Annotated in this window: 24 protein-coding genes; 12 read left to right on the forward strand and 12 right to left on the reverse strand. The window is 66.5% G+C overall.

The features are described from left to right. Window positions 1-69: 69 nt before the first annotated feature. Entirely contained in the window at window positions 70-1,185 is a 1,116-nt protein-coding gene (gene dnaJ / locus VH326_RS02070; protein ID WP_329630125.1) for a molecular chaperone DnaJ, read from the reverse strand. 60 nt (window positions 1,186-1,245) lie between these two features. Next, complete coding sequence (gene dnaK, locus VH326_RS02075; RefSeq protein WP_329630126.1) at window positions 1,246-3,168, reverse strand: molecular chaperone DnaK; 1,923 nt, start codon at window positions 3,166-3,168, stop codon at window positions 1,246-1,248. A gap of 165 nt (window positions 3,169-3,333) precedes the next feature. Between dnaK and VH326_RS02080 the strand changes: the two genes are divergently transcribed. The 5 genes from VH326_RS02080 (at window position 3,334) to VH326_RS02100 (ending at window position 6,746) form a co-directional block, all read left to right on the forward strand. After that, the gene (locus VH326_RS02080; RefSeq protein WP_329630127.1) at window positions 3,334-4,677 is read left to right on the forward strand and encodes a transferrin-binding protein-like solute binding protein; all 1,344 of its coding nucleotides are present in this window, start codon (window positions 3,334-3,336) and stop codon (window positions 4,675-4,677) included. Beyond that, window positions 4,677-5,219: a transferrin-binding protein-like solute binding protein gene (locus tag VH326_RS02085; RefSeq protein WP_329630128.1), complete on the forward strand. Its 543-nt coding sequence runs from the start codon at window positions 4,677-4,679 to the stop codon at window positions 5,217-5,219. The genes VH326_RS02080 and VH326_RS02085 overlap by 1 nt, the downstream gene beginning before the upstream one ends. Window positions 5,220-5,282: 63 nt before the next feature. Further along, window positions 5,283-5,720, forward strand: a complete 438-nt coding sequence (locus tag VH326_RS02090; RefSeq protein ID WP_329630129.1) for a copper chaperone PCu(A)C — start codon at window positions 5,283-5,285, stop codon at window positions 5,718-5,720. Then, window positions 5,717-6,187: a vgr related protein gene (locus VH326_RS02095; RefSeq protein WP_329630130.1), complete on the forward strand. Its 471-nt coding sequence runs from the start codon at window positions 5,717-5,719 to the stop codon at window positions 6,185-6,187. The genes VH326_RS02090 and VH326_RS02095 overlap by 4 nt, the downstream gene beginning before the upstream one ends. A gap of 58 nt (window positions 6,188-6,245) precedes the next feature. Continuing rightward, complete coding sequence (locus VH326_RS02100; RefSeq protein ID WP_329630131.1) at window positions 6,246-6,746, forward strand: PH domain-containing protein; 501 nt, start codon at window positions 6,246-6,248, stop codon at window positions 6,744-6,746. A gap of 81 nt (window positions 6,747-6,827) precedes the next feature. Here the strand turns inward: VH326_RS02100 and VH326_RS02105 are convergent, their stop codons facing one another. The 5 genes from VH326_RS02105 to VH326_RS02125 are packed head-to-tail and all read right to left on the reverse strand — an operon-like array spanning window position 6,828 to window position 10,743. Further along, window positions 6,828-8,054 carry a threonine synthase gene (locus VH326_RS02105; RefSeq protein ID WP_329630132.1) on the reverse strand — a complete coding sequence of 409 codons (1,227 nt, stop codon included), beginning with the start codon at window positions 8,052-8,054 and terminating at the stop codon, window positions 6,828-6,830. A 47-nt stretch (window positions 8,055-8,101) separates the two neighbouring features. Next, window positions 8,102-8,572 carry a hypothetical protein gene (locus VH326_RS02110; protein ID WP_329630133.1) on the reverse strand — a complete coding sequence of 157 codons (471 nt, stop codon included), beginning with the start codon at window positions 8,570-8,572 and terminating at the stop codon, window positions 8,102-8,104. A 2-nt stretch (window positions 8,573-8,574) separates the two neighbouring features. Continuing rightward, the gene (grpE, locus tag VH326_RS02115) at window positions 8,575-9,135 is read right to left on the reverse strand and encodes a nucleotide exchange factor GrpE (protein WP_329630134.1); all 561 of its coding nucleotides are present in this window, start codon (window positions 9,133-9,135) and stop codon (window positions 8,575-8,577) included. A 26-nt stretch (window positions 9,136-9,161) separates the two neighbouring features. Further along, entirely contained in the window at window positions 9,162-10,205 is a 1,044-nt protein-coding gene (hrcA, locus tag VH326_RS02120) for a heat-inducible transcriptional repressor HrcA (RefSeq protein WP_329630135.1), read from the reverse strand. A 31-nt stretch (window positions 10,206-10,236) separates the two neighbouring features. After that, window positions 10,237-10,743: a hypothetical protein gene (locus tag VH326_RS02125; RefSeq protein ID WP_329630136.1), complete on the reverse strand. Its 507-nt coding sequence runs from the start codon at window positions 10,741-10,743 to the stop codon at window positions 10,237-10,239. Between the two features lie 56 nt (window positions 10,744-10,799). Between VH326_RS02125 and rph the strand changes: the two genes are divergently transcribed. Continuing rightward, window positions 10,800-11,531 carry a ribonuclease PH gene (rph, locus tag VH326_RS02130; protein WP_329630137.1) on the forward strand — a complete coding sequence of 244 codons (732 nt, stop codon included), beginning with the start codon at window positions 10,800-10,802 and terminating at the stop codon, window positions 11,529-11,531. Continuing rightward, a complete protein-coding gene (rdgB, locus tag VH326_RS02135) occupies window positions 11,528-12,172 on the forward strand; it encodes an RdgB/HAM1 family non-canonical purine NTP pyrophosphatase (RefSeq protein ID WP_329630138.1) in 645 nt (214 codons plus the stop codon). The genes rph and rdgB overlap by 4 nt, the downstream gene beginning before the upstream one ends. Here the strand turns inward: rdgB and VH326_RS02140 are convergent. Beyond that, window positions 12,169-12,993: a hypothetical protein gene (locus VH326_RS02140; RefSeq protein WP_329630139.1), complete on the reverse strand. Its 825-nt coding sequence runs from the start codon at window positions 12,991-12,993 to the stop codon at window positions 12,169-12,171. The genes rdgB and VH326_RS02140 overlap by 4 nt on opposite strands. 115 nt (window positions 12,994-13,108) lie before the next feature. Then, window positions 13,109-13,630, reverse strand: coding sequence for a CAP family protein (locus VH326_RS02145; protein ID WP_329630140.1), 522 nt, complete (start codon window positions 13,628-13,630; stop codon window positions 13,109-13,111). Window positions 13,631-13,653: 23 nt separating this feature from the next. Between VH326_RS02145 and hemW the strand changes: the two genes are divergently transcribed. Further along, window positions 13,654-14,817, forward strand: a complete 1,164-nt coding sequence (hemW, locus tag VH326_RS02150; RefSeq protein ID WP_329630141.1) for a radical SAM family heme chaperone HemW — start codon at window positions 13,654-13,656, stop codon at window positions 14,815-14,817. Between the two features lie 140 nt (window positions 14,818-14,957). On the opposite strand, the gene VH326_RS02155 is transcribed toward hemW, so the two are convergent. After that, window positions 14,958-16,145 (reverse strand): penicillin-binding protein activator, encoded by a 1,188-nt coding sequence (locus tag VH326_RS02155; protein WP_329630142.1) that lies wholly within the window; start codon window positions 16,143-16,145, stop codon window positions 14,958-14,960. Between the two features lie 12 nt (window positions 16,146-16,157). On the opposite strand from VH326_RS02155, the gene rsmI reads away from it, so the two are divergent. The 4 genes from rsmI (at window position 16,158) to VH326_RS02175 (ending at window position 19,135) form a co-directional block, all read left to right on the forward strand. After that, window positions 16,158-16,991: a 16S rRNA (cytidine(1402)-2'-O)-methyltransferase gene (gene rsmI, locus VH326_RS02160; protein ID WP_329630143.1), complete on the forward strand. Its 834-nt coding sequence runs from the start codon at window positions 16,158-16,160 to the stop codon at window positions 16,989-16,991. Continuing rightward, window positions 16,988-17,341, forward strand: a complete 354-nt coding sequence (locus VH326_RS02165; RefSeq protein WP_329630144.1) for a YraN family protein — start codon at window positions 16,988-16,990, stop codon at window positions 17,339-17,341. The genes rsmI and VH326_RS02165 overlap by 4 nt, the downstream gene beginning before the upstream one ends. A gap of 244 nt (window positions 17,342-17,585) precedes the next feature. Beyond that, window positions 17,586-18,539, forward strand: coding sequence for a glutathione synthase (gshB, locus tag VH326_RS02170; protein ID WP_329630145.1), 954 nt, complete (start codon window positions 17,586-17,588; stop codon window positions 18,537-18,539). Continuing rightward, window positions 18,536-19,135 carry a DedA family protein gene (locus VH326_RS02175; RefSeq protein ID WP_329630146.1) on the forward strand — a complete coding sequence of 200 codons (600 nt, stop codon included), beginning with the start codon at window positions 18,536-18,538 and terminating at the stop codon, window positions 19,133-19,135. Before gshB ends, VH326_RS02175 begins: the two co-directional genes overlap by 4 nt. A 144-nt stretch (window positions 19,136-19,279) precedes the next feature. Here the strand turns inward: VH326_RS02175 and VH326_RS02180 are convergent, their stop codons facing one another. Both VH326_RS02180 and VH326_RS02185 read right to left on the reverse strand, forming a co-directional pair. Beyond that, window positions 19,280-20,164 carry a tyrosine recombinase XerC gene (locus tag VH326_RS02180; RefSeq protein WP_329630147.1) on the reverse strand — a complete coding sequence of 295 codons (885 nt, stop codon included), beginning with the start codon at window positions 20,162-20,164 and terminating at the stop codon, window positions 19,280-19,282. Then, complete coding sequence (locus VH326_RS02185; RefSeq protein ID WP_329630148.1) at window positions 20,161-20,601, reverse strand: hypothetical protein; 441 nt, start codon at window positions 20,599-20,601, stop codon at window positions 20,161-20,163. The genes VH326_RS02180 and VH326_RS02185 overlap by 4 nt, the downstream gene beginning before the upstream one ends. Window positions 20,602-20,634: the final 33 nt, after the last annotated feature.

The raw sequence follows: 20,634 nt of genomic DNA on the forward strand, positions 1-20,634 counted from the left end.
CCCCCTGAGACGGGGGCGGACAGGGGCCCCGCCGCTAGGGTTGTAGCCTGTAGCGGCCGTCATGAGCGTCTAGCCGCCCACGGCCTTCTTCACCTTCTGGAAAAAGCCCTGCGCCTCGGGGCATTCGTCGCCCGTTTCGGTGCAGCGGAATTCCTCGAGCAATTCGCGCTGCTTCGCGCTCAGGCGAGTCGGGGTCTCGACGACGATCCGCACCACCAGGTCGCCGCGCCCCCTGCCCTGAAGCACCGGCATGCCCGCACCGCGCTGGCGGACCTCGCGGCCCGACTGGATGCCCGGCGCGATCTTGACCTCGTTGACCGAGCCGTCGAGCCCCGGAATAGTGATCGCCCCGCCGAGCGCCGCTGTGGTGAAGCTGATCGGCGCGTGCGCATAGAGCGTCGTGCCCTCGCGCTCGAAGATCGCGTGGCGTTTGACGTGGAGGAAGATGTAGAGGTCGCCCGCCGGCGCGCCGCGCGGCCCCGCTTCGCCTTCGCCGGCCAACCGCACGCGGGTGCCCTCGTCGACGCCCGCAGGGATGTTGACGGTCAGCGTCTTGGTCTTCTCGATGCGCCCCTCGCCGCGGCATTCGCGGCACGGATCGGCGATCACTTCACCCGCGCCATGGCAGGACGGACACGTGCGCTCGACGACGAAGAAGCCCTGTTGCGCGCGTACCTTGCCGTGCCCGGCACAGGTTGCGCAGGTCTTGGCGCTGGTGCCCGACTTGGCGCCCGAGCCGTGGCAAGCCTCGCACGTCGCGGCGACATCGACGGTGATGTCCTCGGACTTGCCGTGGAACGCGTCCTCGAGGCTGATCTCCATGTCGTAGCGCAAATCGGCGCCGCGCCGCGCCGCGCGCTGGCCGGCGCCGGCGCGCCCGCCCATGAACTCACCGAACACGCTTTCGAAAATGTCGGAAAAGCCGCTGAAATCTTGGCCGCCGCCCCCGCCGCCTTGCTGAAACGCGGCGTGTCCGAAGCGATCATACGCCGCGCGCTTCTGCGGATCCTTCAGGCAGTCATAGGCAGCGTTGACCGCCTTGAACTTGGCCTCGTTTTCCTTGCAGCCCCCGTTCTTGTCGGGGTGATATTTCATCGCGAGCTTGCGGTACGCCGACTTGATCGTCGCATCGTCCGCCCCGCGCTCGACCTCGAGCAGCTCGTAATAATCGACTTCGGTACTCATCGCAGGCCCCCGCCCCCGTCACGCCGGCTAGTCCCGGAATGACGGGGGGTACGCATCACATCAAGCCTTGGTGTCGTCCACTTCGGAGAATTCGGCATCGACGACATCCTCGCCGCCGGCCTCCGAACCCGCCGCCGCGCCGTCGGTCGCACCGCCCGCCGCGGCCGCTTCCTCGGCGCCCTGCTTCTCGTAGATCGCCTGGCCGAGCTTCATCGCGACCTGGGCAAGCGCTTGCGCCTTGTCCTTCATCGCATCGACGTCGCCGCCCTCGACCGCGGTCTTGGCCTCGGCGATCGCCGCTTCGATCTCGCCCTTAAGGCCGGCCTCGACCTTGTCGCCATTGTCGACGAGCTGGCGCTCGGTGGTGTGGATCAGCGATTCGGCGTTGTTCTTGGCTTCCGCCGCGTCGCGCCGCTTCTTGTCCTCGTCGGCGAACTTCTCGGCATCGCGGACCATCTGCTCGATGTCGGCGTCCGAAAGGCCGCCCGAGGCCTGGATGCGGATCTGCTGCTCCTTGCCGGTGCCCTTGTCCTTCGCCGAGACGTTGACGATGCCGTTGGCGTCGATGTCGAACGTGACCTCGATCTGCGGCACGCCGCGCGGCGCCGGCGGAATACCGACCAGGTCGAACTGGCCCAGCATCTTGTTGTCCGCCGCCATCTCGCGCTCGCCCTGGAAGACGCGGATCGTCACCGCCTGCTGGTTGTCGTCGGCAGTGGAGTAGACCTGCGACTTCTTGGTCGGGATCGTTGTGTTGCGATCGATCATCCGGGTGAATACGCCGCCCAGCGTCTCGATGCCGAGGCTCAGCGGCGTCACGTCGAGCAGCAGCACGTCCTTGACGTCGCCCTGCAGCACGCCGGCCTGGATCGCCGCGCCCATCGCGACCACTTCGTCGGGGTTGACGCCGGTGTGCGGCTCCTTGCCGAAGAAGTCCTTCACGATCTCACGGACGCGCGGCATGCGAGTCATGCCGCCGACCAGCACGACTTCGCTGATGTCGCTCGCCTTGACCCCGGCATCGGCCAGCGCCTTCTTGCACGGATCGAGCGTGCGCTTGATCAGGTCCTCGACCAGTTTCTCCAGGTCGGCGCGCGTGATCGTCTTGACCAAGTGCTTCGGGCCGTTCTGGTCGGCGGTGATGAACGGCAGATTGACTTCGGTCGATGCGGCCGACGACAGCTCGATCTTCGCCTTTTCGGCGGCTTCCTTGAGCCGCTGCAGCGCGAGCTTGTCCTTGGTCAGGTCGATGCCCTCGGCCTTCTTGAAATCGTCGGCCAGGAAGTTGAGCACCTTGTTGTCGAAATCCTCGCCGCCGAGGAAGGTGTCGCCATTGGTGGCCTTCACCTCGAACACGCCGTCGCCGATTTCGAGCACGGAGATGTCGAACGTGCCGCCGCCCAAGTCGTAGACCGCGATCGTCTTGCCGTCCTGCTTCTCCAACCCGTAGGCGAGCGCCGCCGCAGTCGGCTCGTTGATGATGCGCAGCACTTCGAGGCCCGCAATCTGCCCGGCGTCCTTGGTCGCCTGGCGCTGCGCGTCGTTGAAGTAGGCAGGCACGGTGATCACCGCCTGCGTGACGGTCTCGCCGAGATAGGACTCCGCGGTTTCCTTCATCTTCTGGAGGATGAAGGCAGAGATTTGCGACGGCGAATAATCGCTGCCGCCCGCCTTGACCCATGCGTCGCCGTTCTGGCCCTTGACGATCGAATAGGGCACCAGCTCGGTGTCCTTCTTGGTGATCGGGTCGTCGAAGCGGCGCCCGATCAGGCGCTTTACCGCGAACACGGTCGAATCGGGATTGGTCACCGCCTGACGCTTGGCCGGCTGGCCGATCAGCCGCTCGCCGTCCTTGGCGAAGGCGACGATCGACGGCGTGGTGCGCGCGCCTTCCGCATTCTCGATCACCTTGGGCTTGCCGCCCTCCATCACCGCAACGCAGCTGTTGGTCGTGCCGAGATCGATACCGATTACTTTTGCCATTGGTCCTCTGTGGCCCCTCAATCAAAAACAAACCGAAGCCCTCGCGCCCCTCTCGAGAGGCGGCACGAGCGCCGTTACGAAGGCGATATAGGGGGCCTTTTGCTTGCCGCAAGATTTGGAGCGAGTTACCAATTCCGCCTAATCCCGGAACGGGAAGGGCATCGCATGCGTGTAACGCGTTTGGTTGGCGTATTGGCCCTGGTCGGCGCTCTGGCCGCCTGCGGCGAGGGTGGCGGTAGCGGCGCAACTGGCGGAGGCGGAACGCCCGCACCAACCCCCGCTCCGACCCCGACCCCCACACCTACTCCGACGCCGAACACGGCGCTGAGCAACCTGGTCAGCGACGCCGATCTGGCGAACGTCGCGGGCGAAGCGAGCGAAATCTTCGCTACTGGCAGCCCGTCGAGCAATTCGTTCAAGACCGACTTCGCGTCGCTGTTGCTGCATTACACCGCGGCGACCCAAGGTTATTCGCTGACGGTCGATTCGCGCGGCCAAACATTTCTGCCAGCGAATATCGACAGCACGCGATCGTATCCGGGGCTGGTTTTCTACGACAAGTCGACCGCCAGCATCATCGACTATTTCGAACGCATCCGTCCGGGAACGACTACCTCGGTGCCGACCTATTATGTCGGGATCGGCGGCTGGGGCCGAACCCAGACCGAAGCCGGCGCACAGGGCCCATCCACCTGGGGCGATTCCTTCGTCTACGGTTTCCCCACCGTCGCGGCCGGCGTGCCGACGACGGGCACGCGGCGCTATGCGGTCGACGCCCAAACATTCGACAATGCCGGGGGCAACACGCCGACCGCGCAACGCCTGGCGCGACGCCTCGGCGAAGGCGAGATGACGGTCGATTTCGGCGCTCACACCGTGACCGTCAGCTTCGTCCGCCATGGCCTGGCCGACAGCGAGAGTTCTTCCGCCCCAAGCGGTACGCAGACGCTCGACAGCTTCACGGGGAGCGGCACGCTGGCTGCCGACGGCAGCTTCACCGGCGCATTCGACTGCGCAAATTGTTCGGGGTCGGGCATCAAGTTTGCGCAATTCCGCGGCAATTTATACGGTCCGGCTGCCGAGGAAATCGGGCTGACCTACGCGCAAGGCGGCGCAAACCTGCTCGGCACCGGCAGCCTGATCGGGCACCAGCATGGCAAGTTCGACACCAACGTCGTCGATACCGGCTTCAGCGCCGTCGATACGACGCTCAGCACCGGCGCCTCATGGCAGTTCGGCCTGAACGATTACGACTTGCGCACCGGCGCGGCGATCGATTTCCCTGACCGCTTCAGCACCGTCACCAATCTCTATTACGTCCACACCTATCTCGGCGGCGGCGGCACGATTCAGTACCGCGAAAACCCGTTTTCGTTCGGAGCGGCGATTCCGGCGGAGAGCACGCCCGAATACAATGTCTGGGGCTATTCGCTCGCCGCGACCGCCAACGGCCCACAGGCGGATGAGCGGCTCTATTCCTCAACCCCGGCGCGGTCGATGCCGGGCTGATGCTCAATTCGCTCAAGCTCGGCCGGTTCGAGCGGCGCGAGGCGACCGGTCGCCATTCGGACATCTTCTTCGCCTCGGGCGCGTCGACCCCGACCGCTAGCATCCCCACCAGCGGCACGGCGCATTATGTCGGGGTGATCGCCGGGCAATATTTCCCGAGCGAAGCCGGGGGCACTGGCTTCACCTACATGTACGGAGTAGGCGGAACGGTCGATCTCACGGTGGATTTCGCGGCGCATAGCGTGACGGGGAGCTTCCACGCCACGGCGCGCAAATCGACCGACAACAATCTGGTCGATATGGGCGTTTTCCCGATCACCGGCGGCACGATCGACGCGAACGGCGTGATCGCCGCGACTCTCGCGACCAATCCCAACAGCTATTATATCTATCTGCGAGGGGGGCTGAGCGGCCGGGTGTATGGGGCAACGGCGGGCGAACTGGGGCTGCAAGCCGCGTTCCGCACGTGCCACTATTGCTTTGCCGGCACGCTCGATTCGTACGACGCCTTCGACGCCGCCGGGGCCGCTTCGCGGCGCTAGCCCCGCTTGCTGCCGGTAGCCACGCCGTCTAACCCTAGCGATCGCTTCTCTGGAGACCGTTCGATGATGCGTGCTTTTGCCCCGATCGCGGCGATGCTGATCGCCACGGGATGCCAGCAGCACGACGTGACCGTCGAGCACCCGTGGGTGCGGCTCTCCGCGGTGCCGGCCAATCCGTCGGCAGCCTATTTCACGCTGAAAGGCGGGGCGAAGGACGAGACGCTGACGGCGGTCGCCGCGCCCGCTGCGCAACGCGCCGAGATGCACGAGAGCATGGGCAGCGGCGGGATGATGACGATGACCCCGGTCAAGCTGGTCGCGGTGCGTGCGGGCGACAGCGTCGAGTTCAAGCCGGGCGGCAAGCATGTCATGCTGTTCGGGCTCAATCCCGCCGTGAAACCCGGCACCACCACGCCGCTGATCTTGACCTTCGCCAGTGGCCGCACGGCCACCGTCAAGGCCCGCATCGTCGGTGCCGGCGATCCGGCACCCGGCGATTGAGCGAGGCCCGCCCACTCACATCGGGCGAGACCGATCTCGCGCGCGGCGTGTTCGGCGACGCGATCGATTACGCACCGGTCCGCATCGTACTCGGCAAATGGGCGTTCTTTCAGCCCCGGGACGTGGTGATGACGCCGACCGGCCGCCTCCACTTCCACCCGCACGGGACCGCGTATCGCGACGATTTCAGCCACGCCGGCTTGGGCGAGCAAGGCTTGTTCATCCACGAAATGACTCATGTCTGGCAGCACCAGTCGGGCATTTTCCTACCGCTCCGGCGCGTGCCGTGGGCGCGCTACGACTATGCGGTCAAGCCGGGTTGGGAATTGCGCAAATACGGCCTCGAACAACAAGCCGAGATCGTCCGTCACGCCTTCGTGCTCGGCAAGGGTGGCGGATTTGCCGGGGCGCCGCCGCTTGCGCAGTTGCGCACGATCCTGCCGTTTCATCCAGCAGCCCACAGCTAGCAAGGGGAGTTGTCGAGCGCTCCGATCGCGCTACACTCCGGCGCGGGAGGGACTTCACATGCCGCAAACGCTCGACCGCTTTCGCTCATCCACGCTCGGGTGGCTCAAGGGCACGCTCGCCGGCTGGGGCACCGTGCTGCTGGTGCCGATCGGCGTGGTCGGGGCGTTGGTGACCGGCACCTGGTGGCCGCTGCTGTTCGTGGCGCTGGCGCTCGTCATCGTCGCGGTCAAGTGGCTCGGCAACCTCGCCACCACCTATGAGGTCACCGAGGACCGGCTGATCCTCCACCGCGGCGTCCTCAACAAGTCGATCGACGAGATCGAGCTCTACCGGATCAAGGACATCCGCATCGACTTCAGCCTGATCAATCAATGGGCGGGGATCGGCACGATCACGATCCAGTCGAGCGACGAGACCACCGGCGGCAAACCCTTCGCGATCGCCAACATCGAACACGCGCGCGAACGCCGCGAAAAGCTGCGCGATCTCGTCAACGCCGCCCGCCAGGCCCGCGGCGTGCGTGAACTCGACATGGTGCAGGAAGCGGTGATGCCGTGAGGCACCGTCGCTGCGACGGAGGCCGGAGCCGCTGAAACATCGTGCCGCTGCCAGCGATCCCGGCCTTCGTCGGGATGCGCGTTATAGTTGCGCCAGATCGATCGGCGCATTCTTGTCGAGTGTCGCGTTCGCCTCGGGCATCGGGTATTTGAGCCCGGTCGCGCAGTTGAACAGCACGACCTGATCGTCCTCGTCCACCAATCCGTCGCTCAACGCCTGCCGATAGGCGGCAAGCGTCGCGCCGCCTTCGGGGCAGAGCAGTAGTCCGTCCTTCTTCGCGCAATCCTCGACCGCCTGGAGGATCGCCGGATCGCCGACCGCGAGCGCGCGACCGCCGCTGTCGCGCACCGCGCGCAGGATCAGGAAATCGCCGACCGCCTTGGGGACGCGGATGCCGGCGGCGACGGTGTGCGCGTCCTCCCAGCATTCGGCATGCTCCTCGCCCGCCTCGAACGCGCGGACGATCGGCGCGCAGCCGCTCGCCTGCACCGCGAACATCTTGGGACGCTCGGGCCCGATCCAGCCGAGCGCCTCCATCTCGTCGAACGCCTTCCACATGCCGATCAGCCCGGTGCCGCCACCGGTCGGGTAGAAGATCGCGCCCGGCAGCCGCCAGCCGAGTTGCGCGGCAAGCTCTAGCCCCATCGTCTTCTTGCCTTCGATCCGGTACGGCTCCTTCAAGGTCGAGAAATCGAACCACCGCCCCTCGGCCGCGCCGCGCGCGACGATCGCGCCGCATTCGTCGATCAGCCCGTTGACTCGGTAAACGCGGCCGCCCTGCATCGCGATCTCGCGCACGTTGATCTCGGGCGTGTCGTCGGGGCACAACACGATCGTCTCGATGCCCGCTCGGCTGGCGTAAGCGGCAAGCGCGGCGCCGGCATTGCCGTTGGTCGGCATCGCAACCCTGGTGACGCCGAGCTCCTTCGCCATCGCCACCGCCATCACCAGCCCGCGCGCCTTGAACGATCCGGTCGGGAGCCGGCCCTCGTCCTTGACCAGCACGTTTGGGCCGCCGCTCGATTTCGGGATCGCGACCAGCGGCGTCTCGACCTCGCCCAGACTGACGATGTTCCCGGTCCGTCGCACCGGCAGCAATTCGCGCCACCGCCACAGATCGGTCGGCCGCGCCTCGACCATCGCACGCGGCAGGAACCCGCGGACGCCGGCGAGGTCGTAGCGAACCAGCAACGGCTTGCCCGCCGCGGACAGATTGTGGAGCTGATCGGCCTCGTAGCGCTCGCCAGTCAACGAGCATTCGAGATGGGTGACGAAGGTCGGGCGGTCGGCGGTGAGGTTGGGGTTCATGCGGAGGGCTTAGCCGCCCCGCTCATCACTCGCTACCCTGAGGCAATTTATGGCCAACGCTTGCCGGTCGCGTCGGGTAGGCAGTTCTCGAAATAGCCCAATTCCTCTGGGCTCTTTACAATAGGAATCAGGCCTTCCTTCGCTTTGTAAGCCGTCGCGACCACAACCTGCCAAGCGGCGTCGTCCAATATTACGTCCAACGCGTACGGATCTTTCGGCCGGCACGCCTTTAACGCCAAGTGCAACGGCCAAATACTATCCGCCTCCACTTGGGATAGCACTTTTGTCTCGATCCAATGTCGTAGAGGAGCATGGACCGCGGTCGGATCAGTCTCATCATACGACCCACCGGAGCTGTCATAAAAGCATTCGACAAACTCGACATATCCATAATGCGGATTCTGCATTTCGGGGTCGAGCCAAGTGGCTCGCTGATAGTCGATGTCGGCAAGCTCGGCGATACTGCCGAACAAACCTGCCCTTATATTGCGCTGGAGTTCCTGATCCGCAGCCGTCAAAGTTATCCCTTCTTCGCCACGCCCACCAACGCCGGCCGCAGCAACCGATCGCGGAGCATGTATCCCGCCTGCATTTCCTGCACGATCGTCCCCGGCGCCTGGTCGCTGGGGATCTCCAGCATCGCCTGGTGCTGGTTGGGATCAAGCGGGAGCCCCATCGCGGCGATGCGGGTGATGCCGTTCCTTTGGAACACGCCGTCGAGCTCGCGCTTGGTCGCCTCAAGCCCGGTCACCAGGCCCTTCAAGCGATCGTCGTTCCGCAACTCCTCAGGAATCGCCAACAGCCCGCGCTCGAGATTGTCGGCCACCGACAGCACGTCGCGCGCAAAGCCGGTGATCGCATAGGCGCGCGAATCGCTCGCTTCCTTCTCCGCTCGGCGGCGGACGTTCTGCGCTTCGGCGTGCGCGTACATCACCGCCGATTTGGCCTCGGCCAGTTCGGCTTCGAGTTGCGCGACTCGGTCGTGCTCGGCCAGCTCGGGGGCGGCTTCGGCGGTTTCGGCGCGCAGGTCTTCGTCGGTGGTCGCAGTCATGGCTTCGGTCTCGATCTTCTCTTCGCTCATGTTTCTCTTCGTCATCTGAAAGCCTCTCAACCGATCAGGCGGGAGAGGGTTGCGGCGGTGAAATCCACCATGGGCACGACTCGCGCATAGTTCAACCGTGTCGGGCCGATCACCCCGACCACGCCGACGACGCGGCCGTCGATCCCGCGGAAGGGGCGAGCGATCACCGACGATCCGGACAGCGCGAACAATTTGTTCTCGGCGCCGATGAAGATTCGCGTCGAATCGCCGATCCGCGCGCTGTCGAGCAACGTCGCGATCTCCTGCTTGCCCTCGAGATCGTCGAGCAAGTCGCGGATTCGCTCGAGGTCCTCCGCCGCCGCCGCGTCGATCAGCCGTCCCTGCCCGCGCACGATCAGCACCGGGCGGCGCTCGCCATCCTCGCTCCAAACCGCGAGGCCGCGCTCGACCAGAGTCGCCGCCGCCTGGTCGAGCGCGGCGCGGTCAGCGGCGAGCTGGCGGTCGAGCCGCGCCCGCGCCTCCGCCAGCGTCAGCCCGGCGAGCGTCGCCGACATGTAATTCCCCGCCTCGACCAGGGCCGACGCGCTGGTGCCCGGCGCGAGATCGACCACACGATTGTCGACCTGCCCGTCGTCGCCGACGATCACCGCGAGCGCGCGGGTTGGCGACAGCGGCACGAAGCTGATCGAGCGCAGCACCATCTCCGCCTTGGGCACCAGCACCAGCCCCGCGCACGCCGACAGCCCGCTCAGCGCCGCGGTAGTCGCCGCCAGCGCCTCCTCGACCGGCCCCGCGCGCCCGGCGCGCTCCTCGATCGCCGCACGCTCCTCCGCCGACGGCTCCGCCACGCGCATCATCCCGTCGACGAACAGCCGCAGCCCGATGTCCGTCGGCAACCGGCCCGCCGAGGTATGGGGCGCCGCGAGCAGCCCGAGCGTCTCGAGCTCGTGCATGACGTTGCGGATCGACGCCGGCGACAACTGGAACGCCCCCGCATCGGCCAGCGTCCGCGACCCCACCGGCTGCCCAGTCGCCAGATACCCCTCCACCACCGCGCGAAAGATATCGCGCGCTCGGTCGCTGAGTTCGGTGACGGGGGTAGCTGTCATGACGGCGATGTAGGCGCCGGGACGCTGCCGCTCAACGGCGGCTTATGAAGCGTTTGATCGGGAGCAACTTCGGAGCGCCCGCGACCGCATCGAACATTGCGCGGTTCTTCTCCATGTCACAGCCATAATAAATGAACAGATGCCCGGGTCGCCCGCCGCCGCTCCACGCAACATCGACCGATCCTTGGTCGGTAGCCATTTCCTTACACAAGGGCTCGCCGTCGAAATGCAGATCTCCTGCAGGCCGGTAGGGAGCCAACAACGCTTTGAACGCCGCAAAGGTCGATTTCGTGATGGCGAATCGTCGCTCGCCCTTGACGACTGTCTTGACGCGCCCCGTGAATAATCCGGTGCCATCGGAAGATACCGTAACGGCATAGCCTGCAGTCGGAAATAGTCCGCCACCCGGCACGGTGTACGTGATGCTTTCCACTGTGCGTGCGCGCCGAGCGTCCGTGGGAGGCGCGTACAGCATGGCCGTCAGTACCGCCGCGACTGCTAACCGCATTTGAGCCTCCATCAGATCGCTGATCGACACTGGCGCGCTTCCCTAGCTACGTCTAGGCACGCCTTCACCATTCTCAGGAGACCCCCATGCGCCCCAGCGGCCGCGCCCCCGACCAGATGCGTGCGATTACCATCGAGCCCCACTTTACCCGCCACGCCGAAGGTTCGGTGCTGATCGGGTTCGGCGATACGCGCGTGCTCGTGACGGCATCGGTCGAGGATCGCTTGCCGCCGTGGCTGCGCGGCAAGGGACAGGGTTGGGTCACCGCCGAATACGGCATGCTGCCGCGCGCGACGCATACGCGCGGCAATCGCGAGGCGGCCAGGGGCAAGCAATCGGGGCGGACGCAGGAGATTCAGCGGCTGATCGGGCGGTCGTTGCGCGCGGTCACCGACCTCAAGCTGCTCGGCGAGCATCAGATCACGCTCGATTGCGACGTGATCCAGGCCGATGGCGGTACGCGCACCGCGGCGATTTCGGGCGCGTGGGTCGCGTTGCGGCTCGCGATCAACGGTCTGCTCAAGCAGGGCAAGATCGCTGCCGACCCGCTGACGCAAAAGGTCGCGGCAGTCAGCTGCGGCATCTATCAGGGAACGCCCGTCCTCGATCTCGACTACGATGAGGATTCGTCGGCCGATGCCGACGCCAATTTCGTGCTGCTCGAAAACGGCAACATCGCCGAGGCGCAAGCGACCGCCGAGGGCGCGACGTACGACGAGGAAGCGCTTTTGCGGCTACTGCGTTTGGCTCGCATCGGGTGCGGCGAAATCTTCGCCGCCCAAGAACAGGCAACGGCGAAGGCGACGCAGGCGGCATGAGCGGACCGGATGAAGGCATTGGCGGCGACGCCCCCCAGGCGATCCGCAAGCTCGCGCTGGGCAAGCTCGTCATCGCCAGCCACAACGAAGGCAAGGTGCGCGAAATCGCGGCATTGCTCGGGCCGTACGGGATCGAGCCGGTGTCGGCCGCCTCGCTCGATCTGCCCGAGCCCGAGGAGACCGGCACGACGTTCGTCGCCAATGCCGAGCTGAAGGCACTCCAGGCCGCCGATTTGTCTGGGATGCCCGCGCTCGCCGACGATAGCGGGCTGTGCGTCGAGGCGCTCAATGGCGACCCCGGCATCTTCTCCGCGCGCTGGGCGGGCGAGAGCAAGGATTTCGGGCTGGCGATGCGGCTGGTCGAGGACCGCCTGCAGGCGACCGGTCCGGAGATCGACCGCAACGCGCACTTCGTCTGCGCGCTCGCGCTGGCCTGGCCCGACGGCCATGTCGAATGGTTCGAAGGTCGGGTCGACGGCTGCCTGGTATGGCCGCCGCGTGGGCAAAACGGCTTCGGCTACGACGCAATGTTCGAGCCCGACGGCCATAACCGCACCTTCGGCGAGATGATGGCGGACGAGAAGACGCCTCTCACCCACCGCGCGGACGCGTTCCGACAGCTTGTGGCGGCGGTGCTCTAGAATTCTTCCTTCAGCCTGGAGGGCGAAGCTTTCATCAGAGGCACTGCCGGCACAGCGGCGGTCGTCCTCCTACCCAATTCGTAGGTTACGTCCCAGCGCGCCGCCGGATCGGTTTCGAGAACGATGCCGCGCCGCGCATCGCGATCCGGGCCGGACGAATGCGGCCCGCAACCCTCCTGCTCGCAATCCCACGCCGTACCGCCGTTGCCGATGACGTTGACGGTGATCGTTTGATCGCGCGGCATCAGGCTCGCCGCCGGCCTGATGATCCTGCCGGCGCGGGCGATCGAGCTTCGGCTCGCGTGGAAATTACCCACCAGCACCATGATCCGGCTCCGGGTTTCCGCCTGAATCGCCACTAGCCTGTCGGCCATTGCGGCGTTGCGTTCGCGGCGGTCGGGACTGCTGTCGGACACATCGAAGCAGCGCACGCCGGCAATCAATCCGCGGTGTTTCATCGCACGGAGACGCTCGAACATGCGAAGGAAGGCGACGCTCGACCGACCATCTTGGAAATCGCGATGCCAGAAGGGCGCGGCGAGCAACGCGGCCCGTGCCTTGGCGCCGCCATCGGATACGAGGAACGCGTCGATCCAGGGTTGCTCGTCGACCGGATATTCGAGTGCCACGGTCACTGGTTGCTTCTGTTGAGCAGCGAGGCAAGCGAGATTGACGAAGGCATCGGGAATCTCGTTGGTGCCATGAAGTTCACCGACGAAGACCCAACGGATCTCCGTACCCCATAATTGCTCTGCGCCGGGGACGGAATGGCAAACCGCAGATGCTGCGGCCAATGCGGTGGCAATTACCACGCTGAACATTGCAGCCTCCCCTCGTTTTCCGAAAACCTGCAATTGCGGAATCTGGACTTAGGATATGTAATACCATCGCTAAACTAGGCGCAAGATACCGCGTGAGCTGGCGAGCGTCGGGGGTCTAGAACACCTTGCGCCCCCAGACATTCCCCGGCGGCGAGTAGCGGCACACCAGATAATCGTGCCCGTCGCCGGTCGCCAGCGCGCAGCCGACGCGGGTCGTGTCGCGCCAGACGATCTGGCTGTAATGCCCGACGCTCGACCATTGGCCGTTGATGCTGATCGCCGGGAAGACGCCGTCGGTGAAATTGCGGCCTTCCTCGACCCAGAACCGCACCATTTCCTCATACGAATAGCTGCCGGCACTGCCCATGAAGAGGTTCTCGCCCTCGCTCTTGCGCGCGGTCGAATGCTCGAAGCGGCCGGTTTCGGCGAGGTGGTCGGCCCAGTCTCGCGCGTCGGCGGCGAGGCCAGCATCCCATGCCAGATCGGGCACCCCGGCGTCGCGGCGGGCGGCATTGTGCGACCCCATCATCGCGCGCTCGAACACACCGCTCGCGATCGGGCCGCCGCCGTTTGCCGCACCCGCGCTCGCCGCCACACAGCCGAGCGCCAGCACGCCCCAAACTTTGCATCCCCGCATCGGCTTGGCATAACGGGCTGATCATGAACGAAAACCAAACGCCATTGGCGCTCTACGTCCACTGGCCGTTCTGCTTGTCGAAATGCCCGTATTGCGATTTCAACAGCCATGTTCGCGCCGAGGTCGATCAGGCGGCGTGGCGCGAGGCTCTGCTGGTCGATCTGACGCACGAGGCGGGCGAATTGCCGGGGCGGACGCTGGGGTCGATCTTTTTCGGCGGGGGCACACCGTCGCTGATGCCGCCCGAAACGGTGGCAGCGGTGATCGGCGCGGCACGAGACGCCTGGGATTTCGCGCCCGATATCGAGATCACGCTCGAGGCCAATCCCTCGTCGGTCGAGGCAGCGCGGTTCGCCGATCTCGCGAGCGTCGGCGTCAACCGGGTGAGCCTCGGGCTGCAGGCGCTCGACGACGAAGCGCTCGCATTCCTCGGCCGTGCCCATGACGTGCGCGAGGGGCTAGCCGCGCTCGACGTCGCGCAAAAGGTGTTTTTGCGAGTCAGCTTCGACCTGATCTACGCGCGCCCCGGCCAGTCGATGGCCGACTGGCACGGTGAGCTGACTCGCGCGCTCGCGTTCGGGACCGAGCACCTCTCGCTCTACCAGCTCACCGTCGAACCCGGCACGCGCTTCGCCACCGAGGAGCTGGCGGGGCGTCTGACCCTGCCCGACCCCGACCGCGCCGCCGACCTGTTCGAGCTGACCCGCGCAACCACCGCACGCGCCGGCCTTCCAGCCTATGAAATCTCCAACCACGCTCGGCCTGGTGCCGAGAGCCGCCACAACCTGACCTATTGGCGGTACGGCGATTATGCCGGGATCGGGCCCGGCGCGCACGGCCGGCGCGGCGGGATGGCGACGCAGCGGCGGCGCAAGCCCGAGAACTGGCTGAGCGCGGTCGCGCGCAATGGCCATGGCATCGAAATCGAGCAACGTCTGACACCGGGCGAGCGCGCGACCGAGACGATTCTGATGGGGCTGCGGCTCGGCGAAGGAATCGATCTGGTGCGGATCGCGCGTCTCGGCGAGCGGCCGATCGACATGCTGGTCGACACTGCCGCGATCGATCGCCTCGCCGCGCTCGGCCTCGTCGCGAGCGAGGGCAGCCGGCTACGCGCGACCGCGGCGGGCATGCCGGTGCTCAACGCCGTGCTTGGAGAGGTCGTCGCGATCCGCGAGCCGGCCTGAGCGAAAGGGCTGGCAATGTTGGATTTCGTCTGTCAGCCCAAACCGGCTCTTCGATATGGCCGGCGCATCTCGGTTCGTCGCATTTCGCGGCGAGCGTGGCGTGACTTTCGTGACCTTCGCCAGCGAATCGGCCGTCGTCGCTAGAACCCGCTCGGCGCCGGCGACACCGTCACCGTCGTGCCGCCGCGTACTTCCTGCACCTCGAGCGCGCGTTCGGCGACGCCATCGCGGTCGAAGCGGAACGCGCCGTCGATCCCCGCAAAGCCGCCACGGTCGCGCAACCGGCTCTCGGGGAACGGCCGCCCCATCGGCCAGTCGCGCGCGATCCGGATCGCCAGCAGCACCGCATCGTAGCCCATGCTCGACAGCCGGTACGGCGCCGCGCCGAACCGCGTGCGATACTTGACTGCATACTGGCGATAGAGATTGTCGGGCACGCTCGCGAACCACGCGCCGTCGAGCGAGGGCTTGGCGGCGATCGACGATTCGTTGTTCCAGCGTTCGGTGCCGAGCACGCGCGCACCGGGCTCGCCCGCCTTGCGCATCAAGGGCACGACACCCGCCGCCGCCGCGCCGTCGTCGACCACCAATACCGCGCCGACTGGACCCGACTTGCCCAGCCGCCGCGCCGCGGCGGTGATCGACGCGACGTTGCGGTCATAGGTCTGGAGCGAGATGACTTGGCCCTTGTCGTCTTCAACGGCGCGCAAGAAGGCGGTCGATGCGCGCTCGCCGTACAGGCCGTTGGCGACCAGCCCGCCATAGGTCGTAATCCCCTGGTCGCGAGCATAATCGACCACGCGCTCGATCGACTGCGCGGGCGAATAGCCCATCAGATAGGCACCGTCGCCAGCGACGCTGATATCGTTGGAGAAGCTGATCACGGGAACGCCGGCGGGGCGCGCAATCGGCATCACCGCGCGCACGTCTTCGGACAGGAGCGGCCCGAGGATCAGCTGCGCGCCCTCGTCGATCGCCTTCCTCGCCGCGCCCGCGGCACCGGTCGCGGTGTCGTAGGTGGTGATTCGCAATTCGGCGTTGTTGGTGTCGAGCAACGCCAGCTGAGTCGCATTGGCAATGCTTCGCCCGACCGCGCCGTTGGGGCCGGTCATCGGCACCAGCAACGCGACCATGTGGTGCTCGCTGTCGGTTGGCAGGCCGGGCATGATCACCGGCTCGATCGGTCGCGCCGCCTCGGCGGGCGGGCGATAGACCGGCGGCGCGGTGCGCGGCACGACGGTCGAACAGGCCGATACGACCACCGCCAGCGCGAGTACCGTTATCCGGCTCAGCAGTTTGCGTTGCGGTTTGGTGGCGGCCTCTGCCATGACGATCCCCTGATGACTGATACGCTGATCCCCGGTCTCTACATCGTCGCGACCCCGATCGGCAATCTCGGCGACCTCTCCCCGCGCGCTGCAAAGGTGCTTTCGCAAGCCGCATTGATCGCTGCCGAAGACACGCGAGTGACGGCGGGGTTGCTGCGGCATATCGGCGTCAAGCGCCCGATGATCGCGTATCACGACCACAATGCCGATCGCGTGCGGCCCGGGCTCGTCGCGCGACTCGGCGGCGAAGCGATCGCGCTGGTCAGCGATGCGGGGACGCCGCTGATTTCCGATCCGGGCTACAAATTGGTCCGCGACGCGCGCGATGCAGGCCATGCGGTGGTGACGATCCCGGGTCCGTGCGCGGCGGTCGCGGCGTTGACGCTTGCCGGGCTCCCGACCGACCGCTTCCTGTTCGTCGGGTTCCTGCCAGCCAAGGCGGGGGCGAAGGCAGAGGCGATCGCCGAGCTTTCGGGGATCCGCGCGACGCTGGTGCTCTACGAATCGGGCCCGCGCCTCGCCGCGACATTGGCCACGCTGGCCGACGGGCTGGGCGACCGCGAGGCGGCGGTCGCTCGCGAGATCACCAAGAAGTTCGAGGAAGCGGTCACCGGCACGCTCTCGAGCCTCGCCACGCGCTACGCCGATGCTCCGCCCAAAGGCGAGATCGTCATCGTCATCGCACCGCCGGGACAGCCCGAGGCGGCGAGCGCGGAGGACAGCGACGCCGCGCTCACCGAAGCACTGACTCGGCTCCCCGCGGGCAAGGCGGCGGGCGAAGTGGCCAAGCGGCTCAAACTCGACCGCAAGGCCCTCTACGCCCGCGCGCTGGAGATGAAGGGGTGAGAGACCGCCGCGCCGCCGAGGCTTCGGGCCGGCGCGGCGAGCGGCTGGCGGGGTGGTGGCTTAGGCTAAAAGGCTGGCGGATCCTCGACCGCCGAGTCCGCACTCCCGCGGGCGAAGTCGATCTGGTCGCTCGCAAGGGCAACCTGATCGCGTTCGTCGAGGTCAAGAGCCGCGCCACCGCCGCCGAACTCGACTTCGCGATCGACGAGCGCCGCCTCGCCCGAGTCGCCGCGGCGGCCGAAGTGCTGATGCCGCGCTATGCCGGGCCGGGCGACGACATCCGGGTCGACGTGATCCTGCTGGCGCCGGGCACTCGGCCCCGCCATATCGAGAATGCGTGGATCGGCTAGGCGCAGGCGCGTCGGCCCGGCGAAGGCGGGGAGACGGCGCCGATGCGCAAAGCGCAGCGCCTGGCGCGGCCGGCGGTGGCAAAGCCTTCCGGCCGACGACGCGGCTTTACCGCGGCGCGATGTGGACGAGGTGGCTTAATTCAATAACACGCCTAGACATCGCCCGTCATGCCAGCGAAAGCTGGCATCTCTGCCCGCATGAGACCCCAGCTTTCGCTGGGGTGACGAGGAGGAAAGAGATCGCATGCTGACCATCGCCGTCCAGATGGACCCGCTGGAGTCGATCAACATCGCGGGCGATTCGACCTTCGCGCTGATGCTGACGGCGCAGGCGCGCGGGCACCGGCTGTTCCATTACACCGCCGATGCGCTCAACTATTCCGACGGCCGCGTCTGGGTGAATGCACATCCGGTGACGGTCGAGCGAGTGGTGGGCAAGCATTTCAGTTTCGGCGAAGCGGTCGATCTCGAACTCGGCGAACAGGCCGACGTCGTGCTGATGCGGCAGGACCCGCCGTTCGACCTCGGCTACATCACCGCGACGCATCTGCTCGAACGCATCGCCGATCGCACGCTGGTGGTGAATGATCCCGCGAGCGTCCGCAACGCCCCCGAGAAGGTGTTCGTGCTCGATTTCTCGCGGTTCATGCCGCCCACGCTCGTCACCCGCAGCCTCTCGGAAGCGCGCAAATTCCTCCACGAACATGGCGAGATCGTCGTCAAGCCGCTCCATGGCCATGGCGGCGGATCGGTGTTCCGCGTCGGCCACGACGGCCTCAATCTCTCGGCGCTGATCGAGACGTTCAACGCCGCCTATCGCGAGCCGCACATGGTCCAGGCGTTCCTTCCCGGTGTCGCGAAGGGCGACAAGCGCATCGTACTGGTCGATGGTGAGGTCGCGGGGGCGATCAATCGCATCCCCGGCGAAGGCGAGTTCCGTTCCAACCTCGCGGTCGGCGGATCGGCGGCCAAGACCGAACTGACCGCAAAGGAGAGCGAGATCTGCGCCGCGCTCGGGCCAGAACTCAAGAAACGTGGGCTGCTGTTCGTCGGAATCGACGTGATCGGCGGTGAGTGGCTGACCGAGATCAACGTCACGTCCCCAACCGGAATTGTCGCGATCGAGAAATTCGACGGTGTCGATGTCGCCGCGATGATCTGGGACGCGATCGAGGCCAAGGTCCACCCGATCGGATGACCCAATGGTTTCTCGATGGTCTCGAGCATTGGGGCTATCTCGCGATCTTCCTGTGGATGGCGCTCGAAAACATCATCCCGCCGATCCCGTCCGAAGTCATCATGGGCTTCGCAGGGATCGCGGTTGCGCACGGCAAGCTCAGCTTTTGGGGCGTCATGATCGCGGGCACGCTGGGCTCCACCGCGGGCAATTACTTCTGGTACTGGATCGGCCGCAACGTGCCGCTCCAGCGGCTCAAGCCGTTCGTGGAGCGCAACGGCCGCTGGCTGACGGTCGAATGGGCCGATGTCGAGCGGATCGACAATTTCTTCTTCCGTCACGGCCAGTGGCTGGTGTTCGTGCTGCGCTTTGCGCCGTTCGGGCGCTCGATGGTATCGCTGCCGGCCGGCATATCGAGGATGCCGCGATGGAAGTTCGTCGTCTGGACGCTCGCCGGCACGACGATCTGGAACGCATTCCTGACCGGCGCGGGCTGGTATCTCGGCGCCAATTTCCGCGAGGCCGAGGCGTGGACCGGGCCGGCGGCGGTCGCGATCTGCGCTGCGATCCTCGCCTGGTATCTTTGGCGCGTGATCCGCTGGAAACCGAAGGGCTGATCTCCCTCTCTCCTTGTGGGAGAGGGAAAGGGCCCGCTGCCGAAGGCAGTGGGAAGGGCGAGGGGGTTGGCGATCACCGATCCAGTCCCTCTCACCCTTCCGCGCCTTCGGCGCTCCCTCCCTCTCCCACAAGGGGAGAGGGACTTAGGCGCGCGGGTGGGCGTTGCGATAGACGTCGAGCAAGTGTGCGGCATCAACCGCGGTGTAGATCTGGGTCGAGCTCAAGCTGGCATGGCCGAGCAATTCCTGGAGCTGGCGCAGATCGGCGCCGCGCCCGAGCAGGTGAGTCGCGAAACTGTGGCGCAGCGCATGCGGGGTCGTGCGGTCGGCGAGCCCGAGCCGAGTGCGTGCTGCCTGCACCGATTTCCTGACGACGCCTGCCGATAGCGGCCCGCCCTTGGCACCGCGAAACAGCGCCTCGCTTCGCGCCAGTGGCCAAGGCGCGGCATCGACGTACGCGTCGATCGCATCGCGCACTTGCGGCAGCAGCGGCACGATCCGAGTCTTGTCGCGCTTGCCCGTCACCGCCATCGTCTCGCCAAGCGGGAGCACCGCGCCGGTCAGCCCCACCGCCTCGCCGATCCGCAACCCCGCGCCGTAGAGCAGCATCAGCACCGCCCAGTCGCGCGCGCCGATCCAGGGCTCTGCCGCGTCGTCCGCGACTTCCTCCGCCAGCGCAACTGCGTCGGCGGGCGAGATCGGGCGCGGTACGCCCTTCTTGACTCGCGGCCCCTTGATGCGCGGCGATGCGTCGTCGCCGCCGGACCATTTTAGGAAGGTGCGGATCGCCGACAATTCGCGCGCCGCCGAGGAATTGCCGAGCCCCTGCCCGCGGCGCAGTGCGAGATAGGCGCGCAAGTCGGCGGCACTGACCTTGCCGAGCGCCGGACCATCGATCGCCTCGCCCCAATGCTCGCTGAGAAACGCAATCAGCCGCACGGCGGTCGCTTCGTACGCCCGCACGGTATGCGCCGACCGCCGCCGATCGCGCGACAGATGCTGACCGAACGCGGCGGGCAGCACAGTCACGGGCGCCGGGGCCGCTGCTTGGCGGAAATCGACTTGATGATCAGCCGCTCCTCGCCTGCCGGATCGATCGGCAGCGCGACGCTCGCCGCCGCGTCGAGCAATACCCATATCGCTGGATCGTCGAGGCGGTTCCCGGTCAGCTTGATGTGGCGCACGGTTTCGCCGTCTCCCTCAAGCAGTCCCGCCGGGTCAGGGAGCGTAGGTCCGTGCGTCAGAAACAGGCTGACCCAACGCGGATAGAGCGCGATCGAGCAGACGATCGACCCCACCTTGTCGGTGGCCCCGAACCCGATAGCGAGCGCGTTGTAATTGTCATAGACCATCACCGTCGCGCCCGGCAGCCGCGCCTTGACCATCGCCAGCGCGCGCCGCGCCTGAGCCGCCACCTCGGGCGTGAACTTGTCGATGAAGCCGTCGAGTTGCTGTTGTTCGGTCATTGCGGGTGCCCTTGGCGCACATCCTATATAAAG

Source organism: Sphingomonas sp. (assembly GCF_036269755.1).
In the GTDB taxonomy this organism is placed as follows: Bacteria; Pseudomonadota; Alphaproteobacteria; order Sphingomonadales; family Sphingomonadaceae; genus Sphingomonas.